Source organism: Sphingomonas sp. TZW2008, assembly GCF_002117915.1.
Lineage (GTDB): Bacteria > Pseudomonadota > Alphaproteobacteria > Sphingomonadales > Sphingomonadaceae > Sphingomonas.
Window position 1 is genome coordinate 109,010 of record NZ_BDJB01000015.1, and the last position, 13,553, is coordinate 122,562.

14 protein-coding genes are annotated in these 13,553 nt (G+C 65.3%); 12 read left to right on the top strand and 2 right to left on the bottom strand.

What is annotated here, in order from left to right; all coding sequences use genetic code 11:
* Positions 1–378: 378 nt before the first annotated feature.
* The 9 genes from B7L05_RS16030 (at position 379) to B7L05_RS16065 (ending at position 6,498) form a co-directional block, all read left to right on the top strand.
* Complete coding sequence (locus B7L05_RS16030; RefSeq protein ID WP_085811303.1) at positions 379–843, top strand: DUF736 domain-containing protein; 465 nt, start codon at positions 379–381, stop codon at positions 841–843.
* A 78-nt stretch (positions 844–921) separates the two neighbouring features.
* Positions 922–1,923: a DUF2493 domain-containing protein gene (locus tag B7L05_RS16035; RefSeq protein WP_085811304.1), complete on the top strand. Its 1,002-nt coding sequence runs from the start codon at positions 922–924 to the stop codon at positions 1,921–1,923.
* A gap of 490 nt (positions 1,924–2,413) precedes the next feature.
* The gene (locus B7L05_RS17255; protein WP_144037338.1) at positions 2,414–2,824 is read left to right on the top strand and encodes a DUF3768 domain-containing protein; all 411 of its coding nucleotides are present in this window, start codon (positions 2,414–2,416) and stop codon (positions 2,822–2,824) included.
* Positions 2,825–2,830: 6 nt separating this feature from the next.
* Positions 2,831–3,214 carry a hypothetical protein gene (locus B7L05_RS16040; protein WP_085811305.1) on the top strand — a complete coding sequence of 128 codons (384 nt, stop codon included), beginning with the start codon at positions 2,831–2,833 and terminating at the stop codon, positions 3,212–3,214.
* Positions 3,215–3,249: 35 nt separating this feature from the next.
* On the top strand, positions 3,250–3,552 hold the full coding sequence (locus B7L05_RS16045; RefSeq protein WP_085811306.1) for a hypothetical protein: 303 nt from the start codon (positions 3,250–3,252) through the stop codon (positions 3,550–3,552).
* 37 nt (positions 3,553–3,589) lie between these two features.
* A complete protein-coding gene (locus B7L05_RS16050; RefSeq protein ID WP_085811307.1) occupies positions 3,590–4,045 on the top strand; it encodes a hypothetical protein in 456 nt (151 codons plus the stop codon).
* A gap of 95 nt (positions 4,046–4,140) precedes the next feature.
* A complete protein-coding gene (locus B7L05_RS16055) occupies positions 4,141–4,422 on the top strand; it encodes a hypothetical protein (RefSeq protein ID WP_144037339.1) in 282 nt (93 codons plus the stop codon).
* 315 nt (positions 4,423–4,737) lie between these two features.
* On the top strand, positions 4,738–4,992 hold the full coding sequence (locus tag B7L05_RS16060; RefSeq protein ID WP_144037340.1) for a hypothetical protein: 255 nt from the start codon (positions 4,738–4,740) through the stop codon (positions 4,990–4,992).
* A gap of 210 nt (positions 4,993–5,202) precedes the next feature.
* Positions 5,203–6,498, top strand: coding sequence for a hypothetical protein (locus tag B7L05_RS16065; RefSeq protein ID WP_085811310.1), 1,296 nt, complete (start codon positions 5,203–5,205; stop codon positions 6,496–6,498).
* Here the strand turns inward: B7L05_RS16065 and B7L05_RS16070 are convergent.
* Together B7L05_RS16070 and B7L05_RS16075 are read right to left on the bottom strand one after the other, a co-directional pair.
* Positions 6,495–6,728, bottom strand: a complete 234-nt coding sequence (locus B7L05_RS16070) for a hypothetical protein (protein WP_085811311.1) — start codon at positions 6,726–6,728, stop codon at positions 6,495–6,497. The two genes, B7L05_RS16065 and B7L05_RS16070, sit on opposite strands and share 4 nt — an antisense overlap.
* Positions 6,729–6,983 (bottom strand): DUF6437 family protein, encoded by a 255-nt coding sequence (locus B7L05_RS16075; protein ID WP_256926803.1) that lies wholly within the window; start codon positions 6,981–6,983, stop codon positions 6,729–6,731.
* Positions 6,984–7,580: 597 nt separating this feature from the next.
* Here B7L05_RS16075 and B7L05_RS16080 point away from each other — a divergent pair.
* The 3 genes from B7L05_RS16080 to mobF are packed head-to-tail and all read left to right on the top strand — an operon-like array spanning position 7,581 to position 13,551.
* The gene (locus B7L05_RS16080) at positions 7,581–7,892 is read left to right on the top strand and encodes a ribbon-helix-helix protein, CopG family (protein WP_085811313.1); all 312 of its coding nucleotides are present in this window, start codon (positions 7,581–7,583) and stop codon (positions 7,890–7,892) included.
* Positions 7,889–10,303, top strand: a complete 2,415-nt coding sequence (locus B7L05_RS16085) for a type IV secretion system DNA-binding domain-containing protein (protein ID WP_085811314.1) — start codon at positions 7,889–7,891, stop codon at positions 10,301–10,303. Before B7L05_RS16080 ends, B7L05_RS16085 begins: the two co-directional genes overlap by 4 nt.
* Positions 10,303–13,551, top strand: coding sequence for a MobF family relaxase (gene mobF, locus B7L05_RS16090; protein ID WP_085811315.1), 3,249 nt, complete (start codon positions 10,303–10,305; stop codon positions 13,549–13,551). The genes B7L05_RS16085 and mobF overlap by 1 nt, the downstream gene beginning before the upstream one ends.
* Positions 13,552–13,553: the final 2 nt, after the last annotated feature.

Below are 13,553 nucleotides of genomic sequence, written 5' to 3' on the forward strand. Positions count from 1 at the left end.
CGGGCCTGACGGCCCTACGGTTTCCACCCCGCAAGCGGGGCGGAGCCTCCGTCATTTCTGTTGACCCCGACGAACATGCCCGCGCCTTGCGACCCTGCGAGGACGGCTCCGGGTGCGATGAAATCGAGGGCACGCTGCGCTCCCCGCAGCGGTAAGCAAAGAATTGGCCGCCGGGGCGGCCAATGCTCCTTTGTTGGTCTATTTACGGTCCCTAGTCGGGACCTTTTTTCTTTGCTCGGACTCACCAGGTACGATGAATATCCGTCAAGAAAACAATCAGTTATGACAAGTAGAGGGGAGAGAGTATAAGTAAAGGCGTCGGCAGGGGAGAGGCCCCGGAGCCCGGCAGGGGGGAGAGGCCCCCAAGGAGTTAAGGCAATGAACATCGGTCAGTTCAAGAACGTCGACGGTCGTTTCCTCGGTTCGGTCGCCACCGCCACCCTTCACCTTCCGCGCCTTGGCCTTCGTCCGGTCGAGAGCGACAACCCCCGCGCTCCCGCCTTCGAGATCGTGACCCTCAACCCGGGCCGCGTGTGGGTGCAGATCGGCGCGCTTTGGGAGGCTTCCACCGGCGAGGGCGAGGTTTTCTATCAGGGCAAGCTGGACGATCCGAGCATGGCCGACCCGCTGCCCATCGCCCTCTTTGGCAACAGCGAGGAAGGCTATCGCGTGGCGTGGACCCGCAACACCCGCCGCAACCGCGACAACTTCGACAACGGCGGACAGCGCCGCAGCCAGCGCCGCACCGATGACGGTTTCGGCGAGGGCAACGCGACCGAGAGCGGCCAACTGGTCGACGCGGGCGCGGGCATCGACGACGAAATCCCCGGTTTCGACCGGTAACACCAGCAGGACGGGCGGGGAGAGCGCTGGAACGCTCCCCCGACCCTAAGCCGCCACCACATGCCAAGGATTGCAACCATGACCAAGGAAACGACCTCCCGCCGCCTTACCAGCTTTGCCGACCTTGGCGAAGCCTACCGCGAAGCAACCGCCACCCCCGAGTTTCAAGCCGCGTTCGGAGACGTCGGCGCGCTTTCCATCGTGGAGGGCAGCAGCGAGCGCCAAGAACTCGACATGCCCGAGCCGATGCAGGCACAGCACGATTGCGCCGCGATCATCGCAACCGTTTTCGACCTGTTCCGCGATACCCGGCTTGAGACGAGCGCGCAGGCGATCGCATGGGGCATCGTCAACAGCTTCCACCACGAGGCGCAGAAGCTGGAAAGGCAGGAAGACGACCTAGCCCGCGAGCTTGGCGATATGGCCCGCCGCCCGGATATGTCCGAGGTTTTCAATTCCGAACTTGAGGAATTGCAGACCCGGACCCAGACCGTTGCCGAGCAGCGCGCCGCCATCGAGTGCATGAGGGACTATGCCGCCGAGTGCTACCGCGCGGAAACGGGCCGCCCGTGGAGCGCCGCGCGCGGCACCAAGGTTTCCAGCGCCACCACCGCAAGCCAGATCGCGGCCGCCGACTTCCTGAAGGCGCGCGCCACCGCCCACCGCGAGCAGCGCAACCCCACCGGGCCGCTTGTCGTCTTTTCAGGCGGCCCCGTCTGGCACGACTTCCAGCAGCTTTGGGACCGGCTCGACCAGATCAAGGAGCGCGTGCCCCACATGGTGCTTTGCACCACCGCCCAGCGCAAAGGCTGCGACGCTATCGCCGCCGCATGGGCCGCGAGCCGTGGCGTTCAGGTTGTCGCGTTCACCCCGGAAACGGGCCGTTATGGCAACCGCGCCGGTTTCATCCGCAACGAGAAGCTGGCCGGGCTGCGCCCCGTCGAGGCTATCGTTTGCCAAGGTTCGGGCATCCAATCGAACCTGCTCGACGTGCTGAAAAAGGCGAACGTGCCGACCCACGCCTTCCGCATCGACGGACAGGCCCCGTTGCAGGAGGGCAAGCGCCAGAATTGGGGTTGATGACAGCGCGGCGGGGGAAACCCCGCCACGCGACAGGCGAGAGGCTGGCACCCGTCAGCCGCTGCTAAGATCGGTTATCCTTGGCAGGATGGACTGGCCAGCGACGGGGCAACCCCCCGGCGCTGGCCCTTTGTCGTGCCGGCGGGTGGGGGGAACCCTACCGGTTCCCCCCACGCCAGGCGATCGGCGCGGCGCGGCGCCCGTCCCTGCGGGCCAGGCGCCGCGCCGCGCCGATCGCCTTCCCCCCTCCGGTGTGGACCTGCCGGGCCGTTGCTTCCGCGGTTCGCCCGCCCTTCGGACTGTCCCGCCAAGAGACTTGATCCAGTGTGCCTCTGTCTTTTGACTAGCTCTGCCGAGCGCTACGCCCACTTTGTCATATCATTAACGCAAATGCGCGGGAGACCAGGACGATCCAGAGGGAAGAGGGAGGAGAGAGTGCGAGCGCCATCGGTCCAATATCGGATGACAGGCCTGCTCGGGAGATTGCTCCATGCTCGCCGCACTTCTCAACCGCCGACGGCACCAATCCGACGTTCGTCGCACCGCCCGGATCGCGCAGCTCAATGACCAGTTCCGCGAGCGGCCGTACTCAACGCCGAACTCGCGCATTATCTTCTCCCCGGGCGTTATGGCGCTCACAAAAGCGGACGGTGGACAAGGACAGTTGTCGGCGGCACTATTTGCTAAGTCGCAGTTGCTTTTACTCATACGTGATCTTCTGCCCGATAATGTTTGCTTAACCATGCCTGAAAGAAACGCCGGAAAAGTCGTGTATCTTGGTGAAGAAGTCGTTTTCTTTATCGCTTATCTGGCGCAAGACTTGTACAGTGCTGCAAGCGATCCTTCCGATCCTAACACCACCATCCGGATCATGACGCTGCGACTAGTTTCTGAGGAGTGACCGGACATGACCGCCACCGCCTTCAGCGCCCGAACGAACTACTTTCGCGCCGATGCCGAGGTGATCCGCGACGCGCTCGCAGATCATCCGACCATCGAGGTGCGTTCGCGTCAAGACGAAGACGGCGAGTGGTGGCACGCACTCGCGACGGGCGACAGCAGCTACGTCGAGCGCCGCGCCGAGTTGCTGGAACTCGGCCTGAAACTCGGAAAGCTGATCGACAAACGGGACGCCATCGCCGCGTTTTTCGTCGGCTTCGATAAGCAGGATCACGTCTTCGGACGCACGGTCCTGGTCAACCACGAGGGCGAGGTCGGCCGGGTCGACCTCAGCGACATCTACCGCGTTGCCGGCGACAACGGGATCGTCCTCCGCGCTGCCGAGGACTGAACCGCAACGCCCGCGCGCGCACGGGAGCAATCACCATGAGCCGTTACGAGCTTCCCCTCACTCCGGAGACCCTCGCCGCACGCGTCGCCACCGATCTTGCGATCGGGTGGGACGCGCCGCTCGCGACCTACTTTCTCCAGCTCCTCCACGTTGACGCCGACACCGACGAGACGACCGACGTCATCTGGATCGGCACCAACTACGAGGAATGCCAAGACGTCGACCACATCATAGACCTGGCAAGCCACTACAGCGCCGAGGCTCGCAGCCACCGCGACCGGCTGATCGCTGACCGCGAGCGGCAGGGCTCGCGCCCGCGCTCGCCGCTGCTCGGCTGAACTGGCGACGAGCTGCCGGAACGCCTACCTTGCCGAGATGGCCGAGGACCCCAGACTCGCGGCACTGATCGACCCGCTGATTGCGGCGCGCGGGCTTCGTCGGCGCCGGGCGCTCGCTGACGCTCACACCCTGCGCCTTATCGCCCTCTTTGTCCTGACCTCCGGCACCATCCTCGCCAGCGGCACGCACTACCTCGCCGCGGGCGTCGTGCTCCTGGTCGGCGTGTGGGCCGTCACCGATCGGGTCCGAAAGGGAACAAGGCTACCCCTCGCGGTGAACGCACAGTGGCTCGGTCGCGTCATCGACATGGACCTGACGCGAACGGGTCGTGACGAACTTACCGAGCTGCTCCTCAAGGAGACGCTGACGCCCGAAGAACTGATCCCTTGGGGCCGGGCCGAACTCACCCGCCAGCGCTGCGAGCCGACCGAGCTCGCTCACGTCGTCGTGCCACCACCCGCTCCGCGCATCCCCGTCCAGCGGCGCGGCTAACGCCGCGACCGCCGACGCGGATCGCTGGTGACCCTATCTGTCGACCCTTCACGGTCGCGGTCTCTTGCCGCACTATACCCCCATCCGGAGACACCATGCGCCAGCCACGCACCGCACGAGATCGCTCGCCCTATCTCCTGATGGGGGCCCTCGTCGGCGCCGTCATGGCGGCCTGCTGGTGGCAATTCGCGCCGGTCGATCCCCTGTCCGAGCAGGACGCCGTTATCCTCGCCCGCGCCGGTCCGAGAGGCGCGCGTTCCTACGAGATCGCGTGGCGGGACGGGAAGCTGACCCGCCCCGAGCTGCGCACGCTGCGCGAGGCGGCCGGCGAGGATATCGACGATTACTTCCGCAACGAACGGCCGAACCGACGCTGACGCCATCCGGCCGCTCGCTCGCTTCGGTACGGCCATTCGGCCTCCCCTCGCTACGCCTCGGCCGGGAAGGCGCCTGAGCGGGCATCGAGCCCGCCCAGGCGCCATGGGCGAGGGTGGTGGGCTTCTCTCTCATTGTCGGCCCATTGTGATCCACTGCTCGGCCGCGTCAAGGATCGACGGTCCCCCCAAAATGCTGTGCATTTTGGCTCCCCCGTCGCCCGCTTCGCGGCGCGCGGCTGGCGCCGCGCGTCCCTGACCCGGCCTCCGACTGTGGCTCGGATGACCTCCGTCACTTCGAGACAAAGGAGGAACATCATGAACGTGATATTGTTTAGAGCACTGAAAAACGCTAACGTGTCGGACGACGATGCAGAGCGCGTTGTGAACGCACTTGAAAGGCACATCGACTTGGCCGTTGGAGACGCAAACAAGGCGCTTGAGGGCAAGCTCGACGGGGTAAAGGCCTCGATCGACGGTCTCAAGTTCTACCTTCAGATCATGACCGGCGTCGTCGCGACGTGCGCGGTGATCGGGACGGCGTTGACCGCTTACTCTCAGCTTCTGAAGTAGGCCACAGGAGGGGACTTCGGTCCCCTTCTTTCTTCACATCGCGCGACGGGCCAGCGGGCAACCGCAGGCCCTTTTTTTGTGATCGATCAGGCGCGATCGGCTCAGGGAACCAGGCTCGCTTCGCTCGCCGGTCCCGTCGCCGATCGCAGCGCCTTGACGGCGCTATTTCGGTGCCAATCCGCTCGGGATCGTGATAGCTTTCCGCCCGTCATGTGGCTCGTGGACAAACTTCACGATGGGACCGAACGGCACCGCGAAGAGGTGCCGGCCGACATGCTTGCCGCGCTCATCCGGTGGTACGTCGGGAAGGGCTCAGAGACCGACGAGAAGATCGGCGTCATGCTCGTCCACCGGGCCAAGATGTTCGAGCGATGGCTCGCCTGCGATTGCCTCGGATCGGACAAGCGTCCGCCCCTCTTGTCGCCCGCGTATCTCTCCGAGGCCGAGACCTTTTACCTTCGCCGTCTGACGGGCGAGGGCCGTCCCGAACACCTGCCCGACTGCCCCTTTTTCCGCGACCAGGCCGCCTTTGAACGCGAGCAGCGCAAGCACGACGCGAAGCCCCTCACGCCCGTCGATGGCTACTTCGCGGCATTGAAACCGCTTGGGGAGCACCTTGCCCAACAGCCGGTCAGCGACGCGGACGATAACCGCGTGCGAGGTGGCTCCACGCCACGCCTTGCGCGCCTTCTCTGGCAGCTCATCGACGACGCCGAGACGAACGTCATCGGCGCGATAAAACACCGGCCAAGGCCGTCCATCCAGCACGAATACGACCGTTTGCGCGAAGCAGCTCGCGACCTCTGGATCGCCCCCAAGACGCCGCTTGCGAGCCACCTCTACACCCACCCGAACGACTTCCGGAGCCAGCGCATCTACGCGCGCCTTCGCAAGGCCGCGAAGGACTGGCCGGCCGACCATGAGCCGCAGGCCTTCCTCGCCGTCTTTGCCCCTTCGGTCACACGCCGCGAGATCGTCCTCGCCGAGGGCGACCCGATCATCGTCGCCTCCGACATCGTCAAGCCCGCCGCCAAACGCGTGGAGCGCGGCCCCTATCTGGTCTTGGTCGCGATCGGCGAGCACGCACAGGCCCGTGGCTACGCCCCGGTCCGTGCTTACGCCCAGCCGGTCCAGGACGGCCGGCACTTCTCACCCGTAGACTCGAACGCCGAGCGCGACCTCATGCAGCTCCTCATGAAGCTGCAATGGGACCTCGATGCCCAGGGCATCTCGACCCGGATCAAGAAGCCGGTGTTCGACCTGGAGACCGATCTCGGGCCATGCCGGCCTGACTTCATGATCGGCATCCTCGACCGACGCACGAACCGACGCCGGCTGCTCAACCTCGAGCTGCTCGGATACGATACGGAGAGCTATCGCCGGTCGAAGGAAGTGACGATCCCCCGGATGCGCTTGCGCGCACCGGTGATCGAGATCGAGACCAAGGAACTGGACGACGAGAGCGCTTTGTCCGAGCGCCTCCGGCAGGCCGTCAGCCGCCCTTAGAAGGGTACGAGATCGCTCCCGGCTTCGCCGAGGATCGATCGCGCGCGCCGGTCGAGAAGCCTCGCCGCGAGGGCGGCATCGGCCGCTGCGTCCAGCGGATCTCGCTGGACCGCTTCGCGCAAGAAACGCTTCACGGGATCGCGGACCGACGGGTCCGCCATCACCGCCGCGATCTCGGCTTCGACAGCCTCAATCGCAGGCACCGGACCAAGCCCGTCCGGCGCGGACATTCAGGCCTTCGCACCGAGGCGCTTCAGCGCCTCATCCTCGCCCACCTGCACGATCTGGCGAACGATCTTCACAAGCTTCGCCGGGTCCAGCGCATCCGCTCCGGCTTGGATCAACGCGGCCCCGATTTCGCCCGCAGCCTCGCGCTTCAACTCGGCTTCGCGAGCGTTCAAGGCGTCGCGCTCGCCCCGCAGTTTCGCCAGCCGCTTCACCGCACTTTCCGCCATGGATCGTCTCCCGAAATCTTCGTCGATCATGCCTCCATCGGGGCCGTCCGACAATGGGTCATGAGAGGCGCGTGAACGCGCCATTTGCGCCGCGTACTGAGGACCTATTCTCATGCCAGCGACCGCTCCATTGGCCGTCCAGAGGCGCCGAGACGGTCGGCTTGCGAACGCCGCTCCAGAACCCGGCTGAGACCCATTCCGCGTGTTCGCGACGGCCCGGTAGACCGCTCACACCGGCACCGATCGTTGCCGCTCACAGGGGCCGGAGAGCGCTCCGGCCGGGCTCGTTCCTGCGGGAGACCCGGCCCGACACGCCACCCACGGAAATCCCGACCCACACACACTCGGGGCCATCTCTAGGAGCCCTAGAAGGGGCACACCTTATGCAGCGGTGCAGCGGTGTAGAAGTGCTCTAACGTTCCGGAAATCCGGGACTAATTGGAGCTAGCAACTTCCGGCACCGTGTCACACATTTTGTCACACGTCACACGGGCCGAGGACAAGTCGTCACACATCCTGTCTAACCACCGCCGGAAAGGACGTTGAACCCCTGGACGCTCCTGTGTTATCTAGAACCCGCTTTACGAGGTCCGATCCAGGCAGCCCGGCGCAACGCCAAGGCTGTATATGGGCAAACGATCTGAAGAGGTCTTCCTGTCGGTCCGGCTAACGCCGGCCATGAACGCGCGCCTTCACGCGCTCGCAGACCGGGAAAAGACCACCCGAAGCGACATCGTCCGCGAGCTGATCGACCGCGCGTTGCACGGCGAGCCGCTGACCATCCAGAACCTCGAAAAGTCACTTCGCTTTATCCACGTCGCGATGGACGCGCTCCTGCGCCACCACCCTCGTGAGGGCATCCGTGACGAAGTCCTTCGGATCCAGAAAGCCATCGCAAGCCAGATCGAGTCTACCCCCGTCATGGAGGTCCGGCAATGAAGCGGAACCTGAAGAACTTCACCCGGGGAAGCCAGCTCCTCGAGAACTTCGGAATGATGTTCGCGGCGGGCTTCAAGCTCCCGCTCTGGATCGCCGGGATCAGCCTCGCCTTGTCGGCCTGGTGGCACTGCTCGACCATGCTGACCGAGCACACGCAATACCTCGCCCTGATGCACCTTGAGGCCAGCATCTATCACTGGTTCCAGTTCGATCCGGACAAGGCCGTCAACATCCAGAACAGCACCGGAGGGACCACCCGTCTGACGTGGGGATCGGTGCTCGACTACCCGCCCATGGAGTTCGCGTGGGCGGAGGCGACGGCGGCCCTGTGGCGCGCCTTCTGGGTCGTCGTGCTCGCGCTCGTCCCCCTCTTCGTCGGCTATTATTGGTACGCCGTTCGCTTCGGCAGCAAGGCCAAGCAGCGCGACCATATCGGCGGTGCGCAACTCGCCACCTACTCGGATCTGAAGCGGCTCGTGGACGCCCGCAATCGACCCCAGCGCTCGAAGGATATGAAGGCGGCGTTCGGCAAGACCTGGCCGCTCCAGAGCCGCCTCGCGACCAAAGCTGAGCTCGACGCGGCAGGCATCTACCGACCCTATGAGATCGCCGGCATCCCGTTTCCATACCGTCTAGAGCAGAGCCACGCGATGCTCATCGGCACGACCGGGACGGGCAAGACCGTGGAGCTTTCCTCACTCGTCAGCCAGATACGCCAACGCAATCACCGGGCCGTCATCTTCGACCTCACGGGCGCCTTCATCGAACGCTTCTACGACGAAGAACGCGACGTCATCCTGAACCCGCTGGACGCCCGCTGCCCGCAATGGTCGATCTTCAACGAGTGCGACACCGAGGCCGAGTTCACGACCGCTTGGGAGGCTCTCGTCCCCCACGATGGGGGCGGCAGCGACCCCTTCTGGGTACAGGCCGCGCGAATGCTTGGAGTGGAGACCTGCCTCAAGCTGAAGGCTGAGGGGCGGACCACCAATGGAGCGCTCTACCGCGAGCTGATGACGGCCGACCTGAAGCACGTTCACAAGCTCGTCGAACGCACCCTTGCCGACCCAATCACGGCGCCGGAAGCGGCCCGCATGGCGGAGTCCGTGCGCGCAGTTCTGAACACCAATGCCAAGCCGATCAGGCTCCTCCCAGACGAGGGGCCGTCCTTCTCGATCAAGACCTGGATGATGGACGACGATGGCTCGGGGGGCATCCTGTTTCTGTCGTCTCGCTACGTCGACATGGCAGTCGCTCGGACGATGCTGACGACGTGGATGGACACCGGCCTCAACACCCTCATGACGATGCCGAAGACCCGCGACGTTCGTATGTGGTTCCTGGTCGACGAGCTGGGTGCGTTGCATCGCTTGTCGGCTCTGGAGAAGGGGTTGCAGACCGCTCGAAACTACGGCGGCGCGATCGTCCTTGGCGTCCACGCTTTCGGCAAGCTTGCCGAGACCTACGGCCAGAACGTCGCCCAGACGCTCGCGTCCCTGGCGCGCACCAAGCTCCTCCTCGCAACGGATGATCGGCCCACTGCCGTCTTCGAGTCCGACAGCATCGGCCACCGCCAGTTCCGCGAGATGGAGGAGGGCTACAGCTACGGCTACGATAACCTGCGTGACGCCGTCACGCTGACGCCGCGCCGCAACCTTGAGCCGCTCGTCCTGCCCGACGACATCATGAACCTCGAGAACCTGCACGGGTATCTCAAGTTTCCGTCCGGCTTCCCGGCAGCGGCGGTCCGCCTGGAGTATGTCGACTATCCCCGGATTGCCGACGGCTTCGTGCCGCGCGTGATCTCCCTGCCGCCTGAGATATCGCCGCCGGCCGAGGGGCCGGCAGCGGCGGCCGAGGACGGGTCAGGCGCGGGGAAGAAGGGGGAGGGCGCTCCTGCCGCAAACAATTCTGATGGGGGCCAAGGTATCCCCGTCGATCCGCCGGCCGAGGGAGGCTCAGCGCGGCAGGAAAAGGTGCTTGAGCCGGCGCGCGAGAAGACCGACGAGCAGGGCGAGGCGGGCGTGGAGAACGCCGCTGCGTGGCTCAACGCACGGTTACCAACCACATCGATGCCGCCAGTCCCACAGGCCGAGTCCGTCGACGGCCGCCCGGTCGGCGATGGGTCCGGAGAGGCAGTTGAGCCGGGCGTCACGGCCCGCCGCCAGGGCGGCGCTTCCGGCTCGGCCGAAGTCGTGCAGGGCGGGGGCGGCGACAGCACGCAAGTGGTGCTTCCTGGGCGGCCTCCGATCGGCAAGCTGCAGGGGCCAAACGACGCCGACCTGTCGCAGCAGGAGCTGCGGCTCGCCTTCGTCACCAAGGCGGAGGCCGAGCACCACCATCATCACGATCACCACGGCGAGCCACCAATCCCTGACGGACTGGCGGACTCGATGGGGATCGGTGACTGATGCTCTCGATGGCGCCAGTCCGCTCGGCAGGCGGCTCCGCGAAATACTTCGCAGCGGACAATTACTACACCAGTGAGGCGGCAACCGAGGCCAGCGAGTGGATCGGGGCCGGGGCGTTCCAGGCTGGCCTGACCGGCGCGCCGACGCAGGAGAGTTTCAGGGCCGTCCTCGAGGGTGAAATGCCGGACGGCTCGGTCATTCCATCGGGCGCGAATGGCAAGCGCGCTTTCGGCTCCGACTTCACTTTCTCGGCCCCCAAGAGCGTCTCGCTGCTCGCGCTCGTCGCCGGCGACAAGCGGCTGGTCGAAGCCCACCAGCAGGCGGTGAAGGAGGCGATGGGCTGGGCCGAGCGAAACCTTGCCGAAGCCCGCATCGTCGGTCCGGACGGGGTCACGCGGCAGGTGAAGACCGGCAACCTCATCATCGGTCTCTTCCTTCACGACACGAACCGGGAGCAGGAGCCGCAGCTCCACAGCCATGCCGTGTTCGCCAACGCCACCCGCGATCAGGACGGCCGTTGGCGAGCGCTCGACAACCGCGCATTATGGGCCGCCAACACGCTGGTTGGCGCGATCTATCATGCGAGCCTGCGCAACAAGGTCGCCGCGCTTGGGTTCACAACGGAACTCAGCGGCAAGCACGGCACGTTCGAGATCTCTGGTATCGGGCGCGAAACCCTCAAGGCCTTCTCCACCCGGCGGGAGCAGATCCTGGCGGCGATCGGCGAGCGTCGCGTCACGCCGGAACAGCGAAACCTTCAAACCCTTCTCACGCGCGAGGACAAGGCGGAGGTAGAGGATCGGCGCCAGCTTTATCAGGATTGGCGCGACAAGGCCTCTGGGCTGGGCGCCGACCTCGCGGGTATCGTTGAGCGGGCGGTGAATCCCGCGACGCCGCGAGCCGCGCCTTGGGCCGCGGCCGTTGCTGGCCTGAATGCAGTCGGCGCGCGCGCGAAAGCGATCGCAGCGTTTTTTGCCGAGCGGCTCGGCATGGAGAAGGCCGACCCGTTGATGCCTTTGGCGCGGTCGCAATGGCCCGTGACGCCGGAGAAGCTGGCGACAGCGCAGTCCGTCGCGTCGGCAATCAGACACCTCTCGGAGCGCGAAGCGGGCTTTACGGTCCATGACATCTACCGGACGGCCCTCAACTTCGACCTGCCGGGCGTCTCGATCGATGGCGTCGAGCGGCGGGTCAACGAGCTGGTCGATCAGAAGGTCGTGTTCCGGGGCGTCGGCAAATACGAGGGCTACATGACCACCGCCCAGTCGATCGCGATCGAGCGCGCGATCATGCGGGAGGCGAATGCCGGGGCAGGGGCCGGCCAGCCGCTCATGGCACCCGATGTTGCGGAGACGCGGCTTCAAGCGGCCGCGATGAAGGTCCACGGCTTCGAGCTCAACGAAGGGCAGCTCGCGGCCGGACGCCAGGTCCTCTCGACCAGCGATCGTGTGATCGCGATCCAAGGCGTCGCCGGCGCCGGCAAGTCGACCGCCTTGCTTCCTCTCAGGGACGTGCTGCGCGAGGAGGGAAAGACACTCGTCGTCATGTCGTTCATGAACGAGCTTGTTCAGGGCACGAAAGAGGCGGGGATCGAGGCTCGGACCATCGACAGCTTCATCGGCTCCCACCAGCATCTCCTCGAGCCCGGCACCGACCAGGCCCGCATCGACAAGGCCCGGGATGCCTACAAGGACACCGTGTTCATCATCGACGAAGGCTCGATGACGTCGAACACCAGCCAGCTCAAACTCAACCAATTGGTGAACCTGCTGCAGGTCCGGATGCCCAACATGGGCGACGATCGGCAGCTTGGCGCCATCTCGGCGGGTAAACCCTTCGAGGTGATGCAGCGCCTCGGACTTGAGACGGCGCACATGCCGGAAAACCTGCGCGCCACTACGGACAACATGAAGCGGGTGAACTTCCACCTCTATGACCGGCACCCCGAGCGCGCCTTTACGGCGCTCAGCCCCTATGTCGTGATCGCACCCGACAACATCGCGGAGACGGCCACCAAGGCTTGGCTCGCGCTGTCACCGGAAATGCGCGAGCAAACTGGGCTCTATGCCGACGGCCGCGTCCTCAAGGCCGAGGCGAACGCGCTGGTTCAACAAGGGCTCCTCGCCGAAGGAGTGCTTAGCAAGGAGTCCATCAAGGTCGAGATTCTCGACCGGGAGAGCTTCACCCAGGAGGAGATCCGCTACCCGGGCAGCTACAAGCAGGGGCAGACTGTCGTAGTGAACCGCCAAATCCGCAGCAGCGGGCTCTGGCAGGGCGAGTATACGGTCGCCAGCGTCGACAAGGCAGCGGGAACGGTGTCGCTGCAAATGTCCCGCTTGGGCCGCACAAAGCAGTTTCAGCCGAAGAAGATCATTCCCGACACGTCCAAGCCGTCGCCGGTTGATGTTTATCAAAAGCGTGAGCTGACTCTCCATAAAGGCGACCGCATCCGCTTCGGCAGCACGGACAAAGACCGCGGTATCTGGACCGCACAGCAGGCCCGCGTGGTCGACTTCGATAAGAACAGCGTCACGCTGGACATCGGCGCCGGCAACCAGATCAAGTTGGCGCTGAGCGATCCGATGCTGCGGCGGATCGATCTCGCCTACTCGCAGAACGTCCACATGCTGCAGGGCAAGACGGACACGCACGCGATCGCGATGCTGGACAGCCGAAACACGAAGCTGGTCACGCAGCGCGCCCTCCTCGTTGCCGCCACTCGCGTTCGAGAGAGCCTCATTCCGGTCATGGACGACAAGGATCGTTACCTTCGCATCGTCAAAGAGAACACGGGCGACAAGACGTCCGCTCTTGAGGTGATCGGGGAGGTGCCCGGACGGGACAGCAGCAAGAGCCCAGCAGCAGCCGGCCCGGACAGCCCTTCGGGAGCAAACAGCTCACCCCGATCGCAGCCGGTCGAAAAGGCAAGCGATTGGGACCAAGCCGCGGCTGCCTTCTTCGATGCGGCCGACGCCGCACAGAGGGCCGCACAGGCCCCTGCTGGTGGCCTGGAGAGCGCTACGCCTCCCAAGGCGCCAGAAGTGGCAGGCGAGCGCTCCACCGGCCTCCAGCAGGCTCAGGCGAAGGATCCCGGGAAACAGACGGGTGCGAGCGGGCTGGCGCCGGCGCCAGCCGCCGCAACTTCCAAGCCCCCCGCGCCCGACACGAGCAGCAGCGCAAAGCCCGAGCTGGAGAAGAACATCGACGACGGCGAGTCCCGTGGCCGTCAGATTGAGTTCGACCTGTGAGG